The sequence below is a fragment of the Tunturiibacter gelidiferens genome (assembly GCF_051013345.1).
Classification (GTDB): Bacteria; Acidobacteriota; Terriglobia; order Terriglobales; family Acidobacteriaceae; genus Edaphobacter; species Edaphobacter gelidiferens_A.
In genome coordinates this window covers 4,361,915-4,379,126 of the sequence record NZ_CP132939.1, presented here as the reverse complement: position 1 = coordinate 4,379,126, position 17,212 = coordinate 4,361,915, and the positions used below count along the sequence as shown (strand labels likewise).

Sequence of the window (17,212 nt, the reverse complement as noted above, 5' to 3'; positions counted from 1 at the left end):
CTCATCTGACAGAAAACAAATTGCCTACAAGAAGGCGCTCGATGAGAATTTGATGCTGCTGTAATCTTTGATATCTCATATATCTTATGGTTTCATAGAGCAGTAACAAAAAGCTAGTCCTGTCGATGTCTACTAATGACAGTGGAAGATGCTTTGATAAGCACGGGGCGAGGGTCCGCCGAAGCGGAACGTCTGACAGAGACGGCGATTGCAGACCATTTTGTGCGGCTTGAAGAGGATCCGCGCTGGGGCGTCGCAAGGCGAGTCGCCGCGAGCAAAGGATTCGCCAAATCAAAATATCTGATCAGCTTCATTCTCTATATTTGCGAGAAGCACCTGCTCGGTCAGACGGGCGAGATCACCGAGCAGTTGATCGGCGAACATGTCTTTCGACGTCCACAGGGATACAACCCTGGCGAAGACAATATTGTGCGCAACTATGCGCGTCTGCTGCGGCAGAGACTCGATGAGTATTTCAGCAGCGAAGGCATCGATGAGACGATCCGCATCGCTGTTCCGCGGGGCGGCTATGTGCCGATTTTTATTGAAGAAGATAAAGCCGTCGGGGAGAGAAGACCGCAACCTGCGCAGGTGGGATTGATCGGAGTCGTTGGGAGCGACTCATCGCAACAACAACCGGAAGAGACAGTTGAGCGGGCGGTGAAGGACCCGGTGCGGCCAGGTCGGCAAGTCTGGGGGCTCAGAGCCTTATGTGCTGCGTTGTTTATTGCTCTTGTCTTCGTGATGGCGCGTGACATCCATATTAAGTCGCCGCAGCAGAATGTTTCGGACCGGTTCTGGAGCGTCTTCTTCTCGTCGACACGAGACACACTGCTCGTACCGGCCGACAGCGGGTTGGTGATCTACCAGGATCTCACCAATAGAAGGATCCCCTTGGCAGAATACGCAGCCGGAGAGTATCAAAAGCACACGTCCGCCACTTCCGGTATAGATTCAGCGATGGTGAACGAACTGGGCGGACGGCGCTACACCAGTGTCGTGGATCTGCATGTCGTCTCAGCTATCTCTCAGCTTCCAGCAGTAGTGAAGAACCGGTTCAAAGTGCGATATGCGCGCGAGGTGACGTTGGATGATTTGAAACAGTCCAACGTCATTCTGCTAGGGTCCTTCGATTCCAATCCCTGGGTGGATCTCTTTCAAAGAGACCTGAACTTTCAGTTCGAACATCAGCCAAAGGTCGACGACGTCGTCATTCACAATCTTCACCCGCTGGCAGGGGAGAGTGAGTATTACAAGACAAACCAGAGCGACTCCGCACGCAGCACCTTTGGTCTGATTGTCGTTACTCCGAATCTGGATGGCACGGGCCACGTTCTTCTGATTGAGGGAATCAACATGGCTGGCACGGAGGCCGCAGCAGACTATCTTTTCAGCGATGCTTCGGCGCCGCTGTTGAGCAAGATCTTCGATTCGAAGGGTAATATACTGCCGTTTGAAGTTCTGCTGGAGACCGGTAACATCGGTGCGAACGCTCCACGTCCACGAATCATCTCGCAGCGCATTCTTCAGAGATGAACCCATCGCGCGTCTTGTGCCGAAACGCCCAATGCATGAGTCATTTCAACACCGGAAATGATCAGTTGGTTAGCCTGACTACCGCGCAGGTATGGCGAAGACGATGAGCGCTAAGGGAGTCTTCGCTGATCATGTCCACGAGAAATTTGGGCAGGGAAGCGGCCCTCTTCTGAAATGTCTTAGCGATTCGAGCGGGCGAGAGTAGGTCTCGGTTCTTCGAACTGATCAGAAATGTACGGTCTGGCTTCCGCGGTGCTCGTTTCGTGTTAGCCTCATCAGGCTCGAGTCCGGGGTTAACGGGGTGAAGTGATGATGAAGCGCGGGATTCTAAGGGCCGGATTGTGGGCCTCGGCGGTCGTTGTCCTGTTCGTCGGAGCGGCCGGAGTGCTCGCACTCTGCATGCTTCACAAATTCAATCCCGATCCGCCGTCTAACGATTTTCCCAACCCTGCCAACGCGCTCGAAATGCAACAGCAGGACATTGAGCAATTTTCGCGCTTGCTTGCCATGGATCGGGCGTTGTCGCCCGCAGCCCGTATCGAAGCCAACCGCCAGATCATCGAACTGAAAGCCGAACGCGTACCGCTCGACAGGGGAAGATTCCATGTTGCGCTGCTGCGCATCACAGCGCTTGCCGACAACGGTCACACAAACCTTTACTACGGTAAAGGCGGCCCGCAGAACTTCATCCCCTGCGTCTGGTGCTGTTTGCTGACGGACTTTATGTCCTGCGGGCAAAATCGGCGTATGCGGATCTTCTGGGCGCGCGCGTCGAAAGCATCGAAGACTGGCCGACACGCGACGTGATCGCAGCGCTCGAACAGCTGCATGGGGGACTGAAGGCTGGCGGCGCACCTATGCCGCGATCTACGTCCAGTCGCCCGAAATCCTATACGGGGACGCCATGAGTTCGCGCCCCGACCAAACGCTTTGGACGTTTCGTCTGCCGAATGGCAGCGACGTGACGCGCACGCTGCCAGGTGAAAGCTCCGACGAGAACGAGCCACACGCAGAGATGACGCGCTGGCTGTCGCCACAAAAGATGAAAGGAGAAACCTCGAACTGGGGTGCGCTGATTCCCAATGACGCGGACTTGCCACTGTCGCTGCGCGACTTCGACAGCACTTTCCGCCGCGCATGGATCGACCATAGTTGCACACTTTTTATACAGCTCAAGGCGATCGCGGATACGGACCAGCAGCATATCGGCGACTTCCTCAGCGCCACGGTGGATGAGATGCACGCACATCCGCCCTGCAACATCATTCTCGATCTGCGATTCAATACCGGAGGCGGCTATACGAAGGCGGCTCGTTTTGCATCGCACCTGCCGGATTTCGTGCCTCCAAGTGGATTAATCTATCTTTTGACGGGCCCGCAGACCTTTTCCGCCGCGATTACGACGACATCCTTCGTGAAGCAGGCGGCGGGATCTCGCGCAATCATTCTTGGTGAACCCGTCGGCGATCTGCTTACCTTTTACGGTGAGGGCAATGCAGGGTGTCTTCCCCATGAAAACCTTTGCCTGCACTTCGCAACCGGGATGCATGACTATGGGCATCGCTGTAACGATTGGGACCGGTGCTATTGGCTGAATTGGATCTTTCCGGTGCCGGTCAAATCGCTGGCTCCGGACGAGACGATCAAGATGACCTTCGCCGACTACACGGCGCGGCGCGATCCGGTGTTCGAGCGGGCAGTCGTTCTGGCGGCCGATTCGTCCCGGCGAGTACCATCGCGCACCCCATCAACATGAAGTTCAAGACCAGAAGTGTTTCGGATTAATCTCCGATAAGCGGGTTATCCAAACCCGTCAGGGGCACTGGGCAAATCGTGGATCTCATCGGAAAGGGCGGTCATGTCGGCACGTTCCGGCGCCGCTTGGGCTAAAGGCCGCTGTCGACAGATGGACAGCGGCAGCGAATGCGTTGGCGTCTGTACCACTGCCAATTCGACCCAAAAATCAAAAGCTCCGCAAGAGAAGGTCTCTTGCGTTTGCCAGCACTTTCTCTCGCATCACGGGCTGTGGCAGCATCCGCGCGATTTCAATCGCCCCGACCATCGTTGAAAAGATGGAAAAGAAAGCGCGCTCTTTGTCGGCAGTTCGTCGGCCGGGCATAAACGGAAGCATTCGACTCCTATATTTCTTCAGTTCCTCAAAGATTCGGGGCTTCATCGCCTCATCGACCCTCGCCAACTCGGGCGCAAGAGCCGGCAAGGGACATCCGTAATCGACGCGGTCGCAATATTCCAGGCTCAGGTAGGTCTTCACTATCGCCTTCCACGCAGCCTCGGGTTGGGCCTGCTCGCCCGCCTGAGCAAGGCGGTCGGATATGTCCTGGAATGCCTCGCTCAGCGACTCCATCAGCAACTCATCCTTGCTTCCGAAATGCTTGTAAAAACCTCCGTGGGTCAAGCCGGCGTCCCGCATAACGGCTGAAACTGCAGCGCCTGTTATCCCTTCGGTGCGAATGCGCCGCGAGGCGTCTTTGACAATCTTCTGATGGATTTCGACTTTGTGTTCGGGCCGGTAACGCATAGCTCAATTATAGGATGCTGGCGATCATCTCACGGTGCAGTCCGTCTGGACCCCATCCGTCAGAAAATCTGAATCCATAGGATTATGAAAATAATCCTATGGATTACAAGGAGACCCCAAATGTTGCCGCAAACTATCTTCCTAATGCATCTCGTTTTAGGTTATGTCGCGTGCCTGCTTTACTTCGGCGTGTATGTTCTGCCCAAGCTCAAGTCGATGGAACAGATTGAAGCGCAACGCGTCATCGCTACTGTGCACAGCTTCCGTTTCTTCGGGCTGGTCTTTATTCTTTCAGGTGTCGTCGGCCCCAATCTGCCAGTTGGCTTCGCCAACTTCGCCGCTTATGGCGACTTTGTAACCGGACTCCTGGCGATCTTCGCCCTTGTTACGGTGAGGGTACGTCCACTCTTTTGGTTCTTCGTCGTCGCCTTCAATCTCGTGGGGACGGTCGACATCATCCTCGACTACTATCACGCGGTCAGGCTCGGTCTCCTGCGTTGGCCGGGCAGTTGGGTGCCGCATACGCGATTCCGATTCTCTATGTGCCGGTGCTCATGATCACGCACCTCGTTGCTTTCTATTGGCTGGTGCGTCCTCACCGCAAGACGGCCCCGGTCCTCATCGACAAGGCAACCGAACTCTGATTTCAGACTAGGCCACATCATCAACCGTTTTTTTAACGCTCATGGCCACATTTCATCAAGGAGAAGAACAATGTCTGAACCTATACTCGTCACGGGTGCGGCTGGCGGATCCCAAGGCTCTACAGGACGCCGGATAACAGCCCTTCTGCTAGAAAGAAGTATTCCGGTTCGTGCCTTCGTCCACAAGTTGGATGCAAGGTCCGATGCTCTCCGGGAGCTCGGTGCGGAAGTTGTGCGAGGGGACCTGTTGGACCCAGACTCCGTTCGCGCTGCTCTCAGAGGGATAAAACGGGCCTACTTTACCTACTCGGTGACTGATGGGCTGCTGGAGGCTACAACGATCTTCGCTATGGCCGCACGTGAAGTGGAGACCGAGCTTGTCGTCAATAATTCGCAACTCCAGGGCGCACGCAAAGCGCCGAGTTTTCGCAATATGCAACATCGACTGGCCGATCACATCTTCGATTGGTCGGAGGTGGGAGCCGTTCATCTGCATGCGCCGCCGTATTATGAAAACTTGCAGGCGCTAGTGAGAAAGAGTGTCGCCGAACAGAGCGCAGTGTTCCTGCCATGGGGCGACGGGAGCGCCTCAATTTCGCTGGTAGGGGCAGAGGACGTGTCTCGCGTGGCGGCAACGCTGCTGGCTGCTTCAGAGACGCCTTCCGCAAGCTCATATGATCTGATCGGTGCAATACCCACAGTGAGGGAGATAGTCGACACACTGAGCACGGTGCTTCAATATCCGATACGGTATGTCGGCATCACGGATGAACAGTGGGTCGAGGCTATGAGAGGTCACATTAATCCTCACGCACTCGATCATCTGTCGCATCTCTGGCGATACTTTCGATCAACTGAAAGACGTAGCGAAGAGGCTCGCGACGTTACCGATACAATTCTCACCCTCACGGGAAGCCGTGCTCAGACGCTGGAGGACTTTTTCAGAGCCGACAGGGCAGAATTCGGAAGTGTTGCCGCTGCGATCTGAATCGGCCAACAGCCATGTCCATCCTCCTTGGGAGGATTCGTTGCCGCTCTGGAGGTGTTGATCAGCCCGTTCGGGCGCCGGAGTCGTTAGGTACCGACAGCGGACCGATCTTCAGCATTGCGTATTTTCGAGAGGTCATCGAGGGGTCTGGATCCAGAGATTACATCTCTGGGTACGGAGCTATGTCATGCCGGAGGTGGAGAATTTGAAAAGAAATGGTTCAAGAAGCAGGAGGAGATTGCTGATGCAAAACGTCCAACGGCAGCCGGGCCAAACCAGCAAAATGATCATGTCTGATTCTAGGTACTTCCGGACGTGTTGCGTCAAATTATGTGTTTGATTCTAAATGTAGTTTTTGGCGGAGAAGCCCGAAGCTTTGTTGCTCGCGCCTTTTGGCGGGTTTTGTTGCGCTACGAATAAGGCACGCAAGCAACACTTAGCGCATCGCGAACCGTCAGCTGCACTTGCTGCGACCTGTTCGAGCGTTACCCTGTTGGAGAATCGCCACTAGGCCGTATCGACATATTTGCTAAGGTGCAGCCATCAGCGTGCGAGGACGACGAGTGTCTTTGAAGTTTGTGGTTGATTGCAGTAGAATCGCGTGTCGAGAGCCGCCGGAGGTGCCAGCGTTCGATGCTATTGCGTTGCTTATAGAGTTTCGCGACTGTAGGTTTTGCTGGACGTTACAGTATCGGCGGCTCGGGATCATCGCGGTTGACCCGAGCCCTTCGATTTCTACAGAGACTGAGCTGGGCGTACGATGACGAAGTCACTGGTCGTTGCGCTCATCGCTCGCGCGGCTTTGGTGGCGGACGACAGGTCGGGGAAGGTGCCGGCGCGGACGGCGAACCATGTGATACCGGCAGCGTCCGTTGTGTTCAGGATCGTAGCTGAGACGCCTTGATCTTTGAGGGTCTTCACCCTTGCTTCTGCGTTCGCCTTCGAGTGAAAGGCTCCGATCTGCAGGCTGAATTGCGGCGATGAAGGAGACTTGCGATTGAGTGCAGGTGACGGCTGCTCGTTCGATACATCGCCTGCACCGGCAACTGGTACGGGGTCGGTGCCGACGTTGATCGATCTGGCTGGAGCGGGCGGAGTGGAGACCGGTCTCTCCATGGTTGGCTGCAGGAGAGGAGCCGGTTTTGGCTTGGGGATCGAAGCCTGTGGCGCGATGTGCTGGATGCCGAGAAGATAGCCTGCCCAGACGAGCAGCATGGCGATCACAAAGACACATGCGGCGAGGAGAACTGCGTTCTTTTTTCAAAGCTGAAGTCGTAGCTCATCGGGTGGGGCTCTGCAGAAAGAAGATGGGCGGTACTGAAGTCAGGGTACCGCAACGGTGAGCTGTCCGGCCATAGTGATCTGGATGAGACCGCCCCACATGCACATCAGCTTGGATTGATCGTCAAGCGCGGGCAGGTTGCCGATCAGGACGGTGGGCGATCCGGGAAGCCAGGGGGCACGGTGGCGGGGACACACGGCATCGGCGTGAGGACTCCCAGAGCAGCAGCGGTCGCGGCGATTACGACAGGGTTCGATGGAGATGAGCACATGCCGAAGGAAGGAATGTTGACGAGAGGGGCGGAATCTATGATGGTGGCCGCAGGAGTGCCGGTGAGGACGCGGTTGACGGGCAGGACGGAGAGTGGACCGGGGGCAGCGCCGAAGCTGCACTGCAGCAGCGCTCCCATACAGACGAGTTGCGCCATGAAGATCTCCTCATGAAAAGATCGGGCATCGCATCAGCGACGTTTTTGAAGTGGAGGCGGCGTGAGTGACGGCGCTGCCTTCGACGCGGCGCCTGCTGCTGGTGCGAGCAGTTTGCCTTCAGCGTAGAGAATGCGTTTGGTGATGGTTCCGTCGGGCGAGAACCACTTGCTCTCTCCGTGCAGCAGGTCGTTGGCGTAGGGTTCGCTGGCGAGGATGGTTCCGCTTGGGTAGAACGTGGACGATTCGCCGTGCAGCTTTCCGTCGACGTACAGCATGCGTTTGGCCGGTTTGCCGTCTTCGGTGTAGTGAACAGCCTCGCCGTGCAACAGACCATCGACGTAGGGAAGCTTCGCGGCTGGAACGCCGTTCTTGTGATGGAGCAGCGTGTCGCCGTGCTGGATGCCATTGCGATAGTGTGCAACGGTGTGGAGGCGCCCTGCGACGAAGATGTTCCGAATGCCTTCGAGCTTGCCATGGACGTGGTTTTCCTGCAGGGAGACTCGTGCGTACGCGTCGTAGAGCGTGAGAGGGCCATGGAGCGAGCCTTGCTGGATCGTGGCCTGCTGGCGGAGGGTTCCGGCTTCGTCGTGCTTCAGCCATGGCCCGTCGGATGGTGGTTGAGAGGTGATGGAGTTGTCTGCCATATCAGTTGATCTGGACCAGCGCACCTTTGAGTTCGAGGATGCCGGAGCTTTCGATGGAGTGTTGGGCGCTCGCCTTGCTGGAGATCGAGACCTGGGCTTCATTGGTCATGGAGGTGCCGGCCTGGTTGGTGAGCGAGGTGCCGGATTTGCTGGTGAGGGCGGTGCCTGCCTCAATGTCGAAGGTGGTGCCGGACTGGATGCTGACGGCTCCCGAGACCTGGATCTTGAGATTGCCGCTAATGTTGAGGACGTAGTCGCTGCTGACGGTATGGGTGAACTTCGCGCTGCTGGTGTGGGTCTCGTCGCCGGTGATGGTAAGGTCGCGCTTGCCGCCTACGCTATGGGTCTCGTTGCCCTGGGTGACGTCCAGGGTGCGGTTGTTGGCGACTGTAGTGGCCTGGTCGCCGAGGACGTTGACGTTCATATCTTTCTGCGCCTGCAGGAAGAACTCCTCCGATCCCTGCTTGTCTTCGAAGCGCAGTTCGTTGAAGCCGGAGCCGCCTTTAGACGAACTACTCTTAATGGTCGACTTGGTCTGCTCGTCGGGAAGGCTGTAGGGCGTGGTCTGCTGGCCGTTGTAGACCGAACCGGTGATGATGGGGCGGTCGGGATTGCCGTCGAGGAAGCTGACAATGACCTCCTGACCGATGCGCGGGAGGAAAAATCCGCCCCACTGTTGGCCTGCCCATGGCTGAGTGACACGAATCCAGCAGGAGCTTGTCTCGTCCATTGCCGCGGATTGGTCCCAATGGAACTTGACCTTGACGCGTCCGTACTGGTCGGTCCAGATCTCTTCGCCGCTTTTGCCGACGACGATGGCGGTCTGAGCACCTCGAATCGTCGCTTGTGGGGTGAGTCGGGGAGGTCGGAACTCGGAGGACGTGGGAAACGCGACGAAGCGATTGGTATAGTGGGCGGTCGAGACAACGAAATGGTGACTGACGGAGCGGAGGACATATGAGGTATTAGCGGCGGGGTTGAAGTGGCCTGTGAGGGTGAACTTTGCACCCGCCTGAAAGGCGCGGCACATGCTGCTGCCGTGAAGCTCCTTGCGTTCAACCTCGGAGCTGGTGAGTTGAAGGCTGGTGATTGCTTCGCCGTCGGACTTTGCAGTGAAGAGGCCGGGATAGTTGTAGACGGAGAGAACGCTGGCAAAGGTTCCGCCGCCGGAGCCTTCGGAGACGGCGAAGAGGTCGGTGGCGGGAGTGATGAAGTTGAAGTCGTCGGTGGCGACTTTGACCGGAGCGAGGTGCTGCTCGAGACTGCCTCCGATCATGGCGTCGATGGTCTCCCACGAGCGGCCGGTCTGGTTGAAGCGGATGGTGTCGATGCCGGGCAACGCAGGGAAGGCGCTGGCGTCATCGGCGAGGACGAGAGTATGGGCACTGGCGGTGTGGGTGAAGAAGTAGAAGATGCCTTCGCTCTCCATGAGGCGAGAGAGAAAGTCGAAGGTAGTTTCGCCGTACTGCACGCAGTAGTCGCGAGCAGTGTAGGAGGCAGTGAGGGAGTTCTTGTAGTCGGAGAGGCCTAGGTTGCTGAAGACCTTGGCGATGATGTCGGGTACAGTCTGGTTTTGAAAGATGCGCTGGTCGGTGTTCATGCGCAGAAGTGCGAACCAGGGTTCGATGCGAGCGAGATAGGTGATCGATCCGTTCTCGGACTGGGCTCCCTGACCGAAGGAGGTGACGATGCCATGAAGGATCTGCGACTGGCCGCCGGGCAGGTTAAAGGTGACCGCGATGGCTTTGGTGAGGGCCTGGCTGAGATCGAGCGAAGCGTTAGAGGAAGAGAGTTCCAGACGAAAGGAGAAGGTAGTCGATAGGCCCTCCTCGCCTTCGATCGACACAAGGCTGAGCGTGTCGCTGATGGGAGTGGCAATTGAGACGTCGAGGGGCATGAGAGTGTGTCCGTAGGGTAAGAGTTACGCGATGGTACGGAAGCGGCACACCTGAACTAGAGGCGTCGAAGCGTGACCGTGGGGAGTTGCGAGATGGGTTTGGTCTTTAGCCACGAGGTCCAGCCAAGCCGGGAGCGGCTAAGGCGGGTTGCGGGGATGGCTGCAGGAGTGAGGCGCAGATGCACGCATACGTCGAGCAGGTCTCCGGCGTAGAAGCGGACGAGAGCGCGGAGGCGGCGGTGGGCGGGGCCTCCGGGCAGAAGTCTCTGAAAGTCGTGGAGGGAGAGTGGACCCAGGATGAGGGCGAAGCGGCCCTGAGGGTTCCAGGTTCGGGCGCCCAGGACGGAGGTGCGTCCCAGCGCGTTGTTGCGGCTGTGCGAGAAGAGCGGCAGCCGGTCTGAGGAACGGCGAGGACCGAGGCGCGTGCGATCTTCGGGCTCGATGCGATGCCAGGAGCCGACGAGACGCTGGCTTGCGACCTGGACGTTCAGTGCGTGCTGAAGGATGCGCTCGAGCCCAACCATGGATCGGGGACGCTGCCAGAGGAGGCCTGCATAGGGAAGAAGCTCGTCGTCGCTGATGGAGAGCCGGTTCTGAAGTTCGGGGAGGCCAAGACCGGCGAAGGACAGGAGGTACTGGGACATCTTGTTTCGGGCGCGGACTGAGGTGAAGGCAACCTCTGCGTTCCGCATCTGGACGGGTTCGAGCCATGGGCGATGATGCAGAGAGACGCGGTACAGGAGCGATAAGAGACGGTGATGGAAGAGGTCGAAGAAGTCGCGAAGGGCGTGATCGCCGGTGCGGATTTGTAGTTGAAGCAACTCGGCAACCCAGTCGGGAAGAGGCGAGGCTCCGCCAGCGAGAGCATAGAGATTGACAACGAGCTCGGGTGGCTGGTGAGAGTCAGGCGATGCGCGGAGAGAGCGGAGTTCGCTCGGGGAGAAGTCGAATCCGACGTGAGAGCGCAAGTGGACGGCCTCGCGGGCGGAGTCGGGACCAAGCGCGAGGGGAACAGGAGATTTGGAGTCGGAGGGGGTGGAGAGGGCAAACTGTTCGAGGAGACGAACTGCCTGGAGAAACTCGAAGCGATAGGGCTCTGCGTAGAGCCATTGCCGGATTGAAGGCGCTTCGCGCCAGCCGTAAGTGGTCATCTGCGGGCCAGGGAGGCTAGGTGAGGGAAGGGCGCCAGCTGGCGGCTACTTGACCCATGCGGTCGGCCTCAGACTCGAGAGCTTGATCCTGCACGACGGCGACGCCAGAGCCAAATGGATTCGCAACCCGTCCGGCACGCTGCTGCACCACATGCTGCAACTCATGACCGAGGAGGAACTGGCCGTGGGGAGTATGGGGACTGTATTGGCCGTGGGCGAAGTGGATCTCCGAACCCCAGGTGAAGGCGAGTGCGCCGATGGAGGAGGCTTCGGAGCCGACGTGGATGCGAACATCTGCAAAGCTCGCGCCCAGAGCGCTCTCCATTTTGGCTTGAACGTCGCGAGGCAGCGGCCAGCCACCGGACTTGGGCCGGAGATCGACCTGGAAGGATTCGACGCCGGGACGGGAGATGCTCGGCTTGGCCTGGGCTGATGTGCCGGCGCGTGCGAGTGGAGCAGGCCGCCCACGGAACATTCCCTGCACGGCACGACTGGAGCATGGACGGGCCGGACTGAGGGAGGGCGCAAAGTTCGGGCGATATGGTTTGGGAGCAGACACCATGATTCCCGCAATTGTACCCCAGCGTACATTGGTACGGAATATTTTTCTGCTCCGTAAAATGTTTACGTAGAATGTGTTGCAGACTTATTCGCGCTTCGACCGAGGTTTATTTTCGTTGAGTTTCTTTGGACAGACGCGTGTGTATCACAACCTGAACCCATCGGCGGCGGTTCCTGTGGACCGGGAGCAGATATTCTCCCTGAGCAGTTTTGCCGACAACTACCGCATGCGGCGGGCTAAAGAGCACGGGCAATATGTTCCGAACGCGAAGTTTACGTTTGTGAAGCTGACGAGCGGTGAGACGCTGCTGCACCAGCGGTTTCGGCATCCTGTGCTGGCCGAAGGACGACCGGTTCTGTATGCGGGCGAGGCCAACTTCAACAATGGCCGTCTGGAGTGGTGGAGCAATGGAAGCGGGAACTACCGTCCGGATGCGGACCATGCGGCACAGGCGGGCTTGCCGACGGATCAGTTCTTTACCCATGACCAGATTTTGAAGGGTGTGCACAGGCAGACGAAAGTTCAACCGGTACGCGAAGCAGGCAGACCTGCGGCTGGAGTGCAGGCGAAGTTTGGGCCGCGACAGTCGGTGATCGCAGGACGCATCGGATTGCCCCTGCCACGCGTCGGTGTTGCTCCGCAGTGCTTTGTACCGTCTAGCTCGAGACAAATTGACTTCAACTCTAGATTGTTTGGAGACATTCGGAGACCGTATTGATGAAACTAGTTCAAGGATCGTCTTAGAGGGACTTTCCCGGACCGCTGATGCGGGTGGTGACGAAGGAGTTGATGCCCGCATAGAGATTGAAAATCTCCTGCAATACTTTGGCGAAGAGAAGACCGGCGTTTCCCGCCGGAGAGTCTGGAGTCAAGCGAAGATTTACCTCATAACCCTGCTGAAAGCTCTTCCATGGGTGAGTTCCGCGGCGACGGGTGACCTTGCGAACGGTCATTTTTTCTATGCTGTCGATCTGGCGCTGGGTCGAGTGTGAGTTCGAGAGGCTGTAGAGGGAGAGGATTTTTTGAAGGCTTCGAGCGAGGCGGGATCGTTCGAGAGCGACAGCGAGTTGAGGGTGAGATTGGAGACGAGCGCCCAACGGCTGAGGCCACCCAGAGGTGGATAACCGCTGGGTGTGGGCTTGAGCAGACATTGGATGTACGAGATGGGGCCGGGCTCCTCGGTCTGGAGGCGGGCGTTCTCGGGAAGCTGTCGGGCCAGGTCCCGGTTGGTGCAGAGCAGGTGTGCAAAGACGGTTTCGGTCGGGGGAAGGTTGGGATTGAAGCCGAGATCGACGAAGGAGAGCAGAACGTCGGTGCCGGAGAGACCAGCGCGCTCAGTGAGCATACGGCGGGCGTACCAGAAGGCGTCGCCGGGCGAGGTGCTGCCGGAGGTGCTGTAGAAAGGCCTTAGTCTGCGAGACTCATCGGCGGGGTTCGCAGAGGAGGAGACCGCTAGGATCGAGTGGACTTCGGTCGTGGGCTCGCGACGTGCATCGGCGACGACGCGATAGTCGGTGCGGGTGTGATCGAGACGGATGGGCTCGCTGGTCCGGGCGAACAGGTTGACGATCGGCGTACAACCGAGAGCGAAGGTATCGAGGCTGAGCGGTAGGTGATTGCGTGGTGTGGTGTCAAGGAGAAAGAGAATGTCTAGATCGACGATCGACGGGTTGCGCTCGAGGCCAACGAGATCGAAGAAGAGAAACTTCTCCGGCAGCCAGAAGTACTCCTGCAGGAGGCGATAGGCAGGGTGGGACTGCATGGGATATGGGATCACGTCCTCATCCCCCCGAAGCCTACGGACTTCAGACTCGACAGCGGCAGAGAGACGAAGCGGCTAGTGACTCGGTTGTGAAGAACGATGCCAGTACAGTGCTGGAAGAGCAGTTGGTAGAGCGTCCCGGTGATATAGCCTGTGCCGTTGAGATGGAAACGAAGTCGTGTGAGTTCGAGGTCGGAGAACGTGGCTCCTTGGGACTCGAGGCGCAGGCGAAGAACGCTGGAGGTCTGAGCGCTGGTATCGAGAAAGTTGAACCGGGCCTTGGGCACGAAGTCGGCTTCGACGACCTGCAAGGGCCAAAGGGTGGTTGGATAGGCAGTGCGGAAGCGACAGCTGAGACCGCTGGAGGTCTGAGCGAACATCTCTGTATGGCTTGGCACCGTGTAGCCCGCTGTGAGTTTGCCGCGACCGGGGTCGGCGACGATGCGGGCTATCGTCATCGGTGGAATGGGATCGATCAGATTGGGGTAGAGTAGGCCAAGAAGAGCGGTTGTGAACTCGGGAAACTCGCCATCGAGACGGCGTTGAATACGTGCAGTGAGGAAGGCGAAGGACTCGATGAGGCGTTCGACGTGGGGGTCCGAGGAGCCGTCACGCGAGAGTTCGAGGCGCTCCGCGACCTTGGGATGCTGGTGGGCGAAGCTCTGGCCGGCGATGCGAAGGTAGTCAAGTTCCTCGCGATAAGCGGCGAGAGCTGCGAAGCGTTCATCCATGAGGGTGTGAGGGAAGAATTTCGGGAGCGATCACTTCGACTTCGCCGCTGGTGGTATGGCGAAGGACCGAGAAGGTGACGGGTTCGATGTGGGTACCGAGGCGGACTTTTCCGGCGATGGAGGCGAGAAGTTGTAGTGCGCTGCTGTGATCGCGGGCGAAGGTGACGACGACCTCTTCGAGGCGTGGCTCAAAGTTCTGGATGGCTTGACGGATGGTCTCGGCAAGACCGCGCTGGGCGAGTTCGTCGGAGGCCGCGATGTGTGAAAAGTCGGGAATCCCGTAGTCGAGCACCGTCATCTGAGGGGTTATAGCGGGAAGGTTGCTGCGAGTGTTCAGCAGGCGGCCGAGATCGCGGGCGATGGAGGCAAAGAGTGCTTCTCTGCCGTAGATGCGAAGCGGAGTGTGCTCCTTCCGTACCTCCGGGGCGCTGTCGACCAGACGGTCGAAGAGCGGTACCCGGAGGCCCAGAACGGGTTTTGGCTGGATGCTCAAGCGGTGGCGTTGGTGGCGAGATTCCACTTGGCCGCGCCGACTCCTTTGTCGCCGGCTGCAGCGGTCTGGACCTTATAGTCCCAACTGATGGCAGTGTAGTTGAAGGTGACCGTCTCTTGCGGTTTGCCGCCGCCCCCGCCCCCGATAGAGACGGAGGAGATCAGAGCATTGGTCAGAGTGTAGGTCATGAATTGGTTAACCTTTCCTCCCTCGTTCTGGCCGACGATCAATTTGACGGTGGGGAGAATCGTAGCCTGGTTGCAGTAGTCGATCAGGCTGGCAGTGGCGAGATCGAGGTACTTGGTGATGGTGAAGTCCTGGTGGTTTGGTTTGCCAGAGGTGCGCTTTTGATTGCTTTGATCGCCGGTGATCTGCTGCGCGACTCCATGGCTGTAGGAGAGAATTTCGATCTTCTGGGCGAAGTCGATGAGCGTGCATTCGCCGTTTATGGCGCCACAGTCGAGAATGAGTACGTCCATGAATGCTCCTCTTGGTAATGAATTGTCTTGCGGTAGGGAGGACAGCCGACTCTACTGTTCACGAAGCAAAGCCGGCTGGCAGATAGTTAGGCAACAGGGGCTGGAAGTTCTGCTACGAGACGGATGGATACGGTCAGCTCGTCGAGCTGGAAGTGCGGCTTGAGGAAGACGACGGCGTTGTAGCTGCCGGGCTTGCCGGGGATATCGAAGACGTCCACACGACCCTCACGGAGCGGGTAGGCGGCTTTGACGTTCTGGGGCGCATTGTCGTTGAGGAGAACGTAATCGGAGAGCCAGGTGTTGAGATACTTCTGCACGTTTTCCCTGGTCATAAAGCTGCCGATCTTATCGCGCATGATGACCTTGAGATAGTGGGCGAAGCGTGAGGACGCCAGCATGTACGGAAGCATGCTGGAGATGCGCGCGTTCGCGTTCGCCTCCGGGGTGTTGTAGACCTTGGGTTTGTTGGTGGTCTGGCCGCCGAAGAACGCTGCCTGATCACTGTTCTTGCGGTGGCAGACGGCGAGGAACCCGAGGTTGTTCAGTTCGTTCTCGCGGCGGTCGGTGATGGAGACCTCGGTGGGACACTTAAGGGCGAGATCTCCTTCGTCAGTTTGGAAGATGTGCGCGGGAAGACCTTCGATCAACCCGCCGCCCTCGACACCGCGGATGGCGGCGCACCACTTGTACTTGGCGAAGGCATCGGTGATGCGCTGGGCGAGTGCGTACGCGGAGTTTCCCCAGAGATATTTGTCATGATCCTTACCGTCTACGCTTTCGACAAATTCAAACTCGTCGACCGGTACCGTCTTCGGACCGTAGGGTAGCCGAAGCAGAACACGGGGGAGAGTAAGAGTGACGTAGCGCGAGTCTTCCGAGTCGCGGAAGGCGCGCCACTTGATGAGTTCGGTGGACTCGAACTGCTTGGCGAGATCGCGGGGGATGGAGAGCTCTGTAAATCTGTCCATATCGAACAGACCGGGGCTTGCGGCGGTGAGAAAAGGCGCGTGGGCGGCGGCGGCGACGTGAGAGATCTGATCGAGCATGGCCACGTCCTGTGGACTGCGACCGAAGTGGTAGTCGCCAACCAGGACACTGAAAGGGTTACCGCCGAAGGTGCCGTACTCCTCTTCGTAGATTTTCTTGAAGAGAGCGCTCTGATCGAACTCGGTTGCCTTTTCGAGATCGGCCAGGAGTTCTTTCTTCGAGGCGCTCAGCAGACGCAGCTTGAGCATGGTGCCGGTCTCGGAGTTCATGACGAGATAGTGCAGGCCGCGCCATGCTGCCTCCAGGGCCTGGAAGGCTTCGGAGTGCATGATCGTGTTGAGCTGATCGCTGACGGTCTTATCAATCTCGGCGATGCGCTGCTTGATGCCGGCGAGGGCGCTCTGCTTGTTGACGGTCATGCCCTCATCGAGAACCTGAGTAGCGTACTCGGAGACGAGAGTCATGGCGTAGGGCCGCTGAGAGTCGTCGCGGACGATGTGGCCCTGATCGATGATCCGGTCCATGACGGTGACGGGAACGGCGGCTGTTTTGGTTTCGGGGGTGTTAGCCATTGTTGACCTCCTCTGTGGATGTGTTGCTGGCTTTGAGCTGCTTGAGATCTTCCGGCTTGCCGACGACGTCGAGCAGCGCCGAGTTCAATTCGTCGTTGCCGTCGAGTTTGGCAAGAAGATCGTTGAGGCGGCGACGCGAGGCGAGCAGCTTGCGCAGGCCATCGACTTGCTCGACCAGATTGGCGGGGTTGAAGTCCTCGATGGTCTGGAAGCTGAGCCTGACAGGTAACGAGGAGGCGTTCTTGTCGATGTGATTTTCGACGGAGACGGAGACGGTCGGCGCAATGGACTTCATGACGTCATTGAAGTTGTCGCGGTCGATTTCGACGAACTTGCGGTCCTTGAGTGGCGTGGCGTTGATGGTTGCACCGGTGAGATCGGACATGATGCCTACAACCAGGGGCAGCTCCTTCTTCTGAATGGCTCCGCCAATTTCAACGTCGTAGGTGATCTGAACTCGGGGTGGGCGAACGCGGTCGAGCTTGTGCTGTGTACTCTCTGCCATGACTTCCTCCGT

The 17,212-nt window shown here is 58.1% G+C and carries 18 protein-coding genes and 1 pseudogene; 6 read left to right on the top strand and 13 right to left on the bottom strand.

The features are described 5' to 3' along the window. Nucleotides 1–135: 135 nt before the first annotated feature. From RBB80_RS21985 to RBB80_RS21975, 3 genes are all read left to right on the top strand, one after another. Nucleotides 136–1,536 (top strand): hypothetical protein, encoded by a 1,401-nt coding sequence (locus RBB80_RS21985; RefSeq protein WP_433964503.1) that lies wholly within the window; start codon nt 136–138, stop codon nt 1,534–1,536. A 309-nt stretch (nt 1,537–1,845) separates the two neighbouring features. Continuing rightward, complete coding sequence (locus tag RBB80_RS21980; RefSeq protein ID WP_433964502.1) at nt 1,846–2,343, top strand: hypothetical protein; 498 nt, start codon at nt 1,846–1,848, stop codon at nt 2,341–2,343. 97 nt (nt 2,344–2,440) lie between these two features. Continuing rightward, complete coding sequence (locus RBB80_RS21975) at nt 2,441–3,292, top strand: hypothetical protein (protein WP_433964501.1); 852 nt, start codon at nt 2,441–2,443, stop codon at nt 3,290–3,292. Between the two features lie 207 nt (nt 3,293–3,499). On the opposite strand, the gene RBB80_RS21970 is transcribed toward RBB80_RS21975, so the two are convergent. Further along, nucleotides 3,500–4,075 (bottom strand): TetR/AcrR family transcriptional regulator, encoded by a 576-nt coding sequence (locus RBB80_RS21970; protein WP_433964500.1) that lies wholly within the window; start codon nt 4,073–4,075, stop codon nt 3,500–3,502. Nucleotides 4,076–4,195: 120 nt separating this feature from the next. On the opposite strand from RBB80_RS21970, the gene RBB80_RS21965 reads away from it, so the two are divergent. Beyond that, the gene (locus RBB80_RS21965; protein WP_433964499.1) at nt 4,196–4,633 is read left to right on the top strand and encodes a hypothetical protein; all 438 of its coding nucleotides are present in this window, start codon (nt 4,196–4,198) and stop codon (nt 4,631–4,633) included. Nucleotides 4,634–4,789: 156 nt separating this feature from the next. After that, complete coding sequence (locus tag RBB80_RS21960) at nt 4,790–5,707, top strand: NAD(P)H-binding protein (RefSeq protein ID WP_433964498.1); 918 nt, start codon at nt 4,790–4,792, stop codon at nt 5,705–5,707. Nucleotides 5,708–6,442: 735 nt separating this feature from the next. Here RBB80_RS21960 and RBB80_RS21955 read toward each other — a convergent pair. The 7 genes from RBB80_RS21955 to RBB80_RS21925 form a co-directional block, all read right to left on the bottom strand. Continuing rightward, complete coding sequence (locus RBB80_RS21955; RefSeq protein WP_433969812.1) at nt 6,443–6,922, bottom strand: SPOR domain-containing protein; 480 nt, start codon at nt 6,920–6,922, stop codon at nt 6,443–6,445. A gap of 108 nt (nt 6,923–7,030) precedes the next feature. After that, the gene (locus RBB80_RS21950; protein ID WP_433964497.1) at nt 7,031–7,186 is read right to left on the bottom strand and encodes a PAAR-like protein; all 156 of its coding nucleotides are present in this window, start codon (nt 7,184–7,186) and stop codon (nt 7,031–7,033) included. Further along, nucleotides 7,135–7,416, bottom strand: a complete 282-nt coding sequence (locus tag RBB80_RS21945) for a DUF4280 domain-containing protein (protein WP_433964496.1) — start codon at nt 7,414–7,416, stop codon at nt 7,135–7,137. The genes RBB80_RS21950 and RBB80_RS21945 overlap by 52 nt, the downstream gene beginning before the upstream one ends. 33 nt (nt 7,417–7,449) lie before the next feature. After that, the gene (locus RBB80_RS21940) at nt 7,450–8,061 is read right to left on the bottom strand and encodes a toxin-antitoxin system YwqK family antitoxin (RefSeq protein ID WP_433964495.1); all 612 of its coding nucleotides are present in this window, start codon (nt 8,059–8,061) and stop codon (nt 7,450–7,452) included. Between the two features lies 1 nt (nt 8,062). Continuing rightward, the gene (locus RBB80_RS21935) at nt 8,063–9,958 is read right to left on the bottom strand and encodes a type VI secretion system Vgr family protein (RefSeq protein WP_433964494.1); all 1,896 of its coding nucleotides are present in this window, start codon (nt 9,956–9,958) and stop codon (nt 8,063–8,065) included. A gap of 56 nt (nt 9,959–10,014) precedes the next feature. Beyond that, entirely contained in the window at nt 10,015–11,109 is a 1,095-nt protein-coding gene (gene tssG, locus RBB80_RS21930) for a type VI secretion system baseplate subunit TssG (protein WP_433964493.1), read from the bottom strand. Nucleotides 11,110–11,125: 16 nt separating this feature from the next. After that, complete coding sequence (locus RBB80_RS21925) at nt 11,126–11,584, bottom strand: eCIS core domain-containing protein (protein WP_433964492.1); 459 nt, start codon at nt 11,582–11,584, stop codon at nt 11,126–11,128. 202 nt (nt 11,585–11,786) lie between these two features. On the opposite strand from RBB80_RS21925, the gene RBB80_RS21920 reads away from it, so the two are divergent. Further along, nucleotides 11,787–12,389: a hypothetical protein gene (locus tag RBB80_RS21920; protein WP_433964491.1), complete on the top strand. Its 603-nt coding sequence runs from the start codon at nt 11,787–11,789 to the stop codon at nt 12,387–12,389. Between the two features lie 22 nt (nt 12,390–12,411). Here the strand turns inward: RBB80_RS21920 and tssF are convergent. The 5 genes and pseudogenes from tssF to tssB form a co-directional block, all read right to left on the bottom strand. Then, nucleotides 12,412–14,164 (bottom strand): annotated as a pseudogene (gene tssF / locus RBB80_RS21915) (type VI secretion system baseplate subunit TssF). Next, nucleotides 14,157–14,684: a type VI secretion system baseplate subunit TssE gene (tssE, locus tag RBB80_RS21910; RefSeq protein WP_433964490.1), complete on the bottom strand. Its 528-nt coding sequence runs from the start codon at nt 14,682–14,684 to the stop codon at nt 14,157–14,159. The pseudogene tssF and the gene tssE overlap by 8 nt, the downstream one beginning before the upstream one ends. Next, complete coding sequence (locus RBB80_RS21905; protein WP_433964489.1) at nt 14,654–15,136, bottom strand: Hcp family type VI secretion system effector; 483 nt, start codon at nt 15,134–15,136, stop codon at nt 14,654–14,656. Before RBB80_RS21905 ends, tssE begins: the two co-directional genes overlap by 31 nt. Before the next feature lie 86 nt (nt 15,137–15,222). Continuing rightward, nucleotides 15,223–16,695 carry a type VI secretion system contractile sheath large subunit gene (gene tssC / locus RBB80_RS21900; RefSeq protein WP_433964488.1) on the bottom strand — a complete coding sequence of 491 codons (1,473 nt, stop codon included), beginning with the start codon at nt 16,693–16,695 and terminating at the stop codon, nt 15,223–15,225. Then, complete coding sequence (gene tssB, locus RBB80_RS21895) at nt 16,688–17,200, bottom strand: type VI secretion system contractile sheath small subunit (protein ID WP_433964487.1); 513 nt, start codon at nt 17,198–17,200, stop codon at nt 16,688–16,690. The genes tssC and tssB overlap by 8 nt, the downstream gene beginning before the upstream one ends. Nucleotides 17,201–17,212 lie beyond the last annotated feature (12 nt).

Excerpts from the sequence above, each read along its gene's own strand:
- RBB80_RS21985 (WP_433964503.1), top strand. The coding sequence starts at position 136 with ATGACAGTGGAAGATGCTTTGATAAGCACGGGGCGAGGGTCCGCCGAA.
- RBB80_RS21905 (WP_433964489.1), bottom strand. The coding sequence starts at position 15,136 with ATGGACGTACTCATTCTCGACTGTGGCGCCATAAACGGCGAATGCACG.
- RBB80_RS21975 (WP_433964501.1), top strand. The coding sequence starts at position 2,441 with ATGAGTTCGCGCCCCGACCAAACGCTTTGGACGTTTCGTCTGCCGAAT.
- RBB80_RS21955 (WP_433969812.1), bottom strand. The coding sequence starts at position 6,922 with ATGCTGCTCGTCTGGGCAGGCTATCTTCTCGGCATCCAGCACATCGCG.
- RBB80_RS21970 (WP_433964500.1), bottom strand. The coding sequence starts at position 4,075 with ATGCGTTACCGGCCCGAACACAAAGTCGAAATCCATCAGAAGATTGTC.
- RBB80_RS21940 (WP_433964495.1), bottom strand. The coding sequence starts at position 8,061 with ATGGCAGACAACTCCATCACCTCTCAACCACCATCCGACGGGCCATGG.
- tssC (WP_433964488.1), bottom strand. The coding sequence starts at position 16,695 with ATGGCTAACACCCCCGAAACCAAAACAGCCGCCGTTCCCGTCACCGTC.
- RBB80_RS21935 (WP_433964494.1), bottom strand. The coding sequence starts at position 9,958 with ATGCCCCTCGACGTCTCAATTGCCACTCCCATCAGCGACACGCTCAGC.
- tssG (WP_433964493.1), bottom strand. The coding sequence starts at position 11,109 with ATGACCACTTACGGCTGGCGCGAAGCGCCTTCAATCCGGCAATGGCTC.
- RBB80_RS21960 (WP_433964498.1), top strand. The coding sequence starts at position 4,790 with ATGTCTGAACCTATACTCGTCACGGGTGCGGCTGGCGGATCCCAAGGC.
- RBB80_RS21945 (WP_433964496.1), bottom strand. The coding sequence starts at position 7,416 with ATGGCGCAACTCGTCTGTATGGGAGCGCTGCTGCAGTGCAGCTTCGGC.
- tssB (WP_433964487.1), bottom strand. The coding sequence starts at position 17,200 with ATGGCAGAGAGTACACAGCACAAGCTCGACCGCGTTCGCCCACCCCGA.
- RBB80_RS21925 (WP_433964492.1), bottom strand. The coding sequence starts at position 11,584 with ATGTTCCGTGGGCGGCCTGCTCCACTCGCACGCGCCGGCACATCAGCC.
- RBB80_RS21965 (WP_433964499.1), top strand. The coding sequence starts at position 4,196 with ATGTTGCCGCAAACTATCTTCCTAATGCATCTCGTTTTAGGTTATGTC.
- RBB80_RS21980 (WP_433964502.1), top strand. The coding sequence starts at position 1,846 with ATGATGAAGCGCGGGATTCTAAGGGCCGGATTGTGGGCCTCGGCGGTC.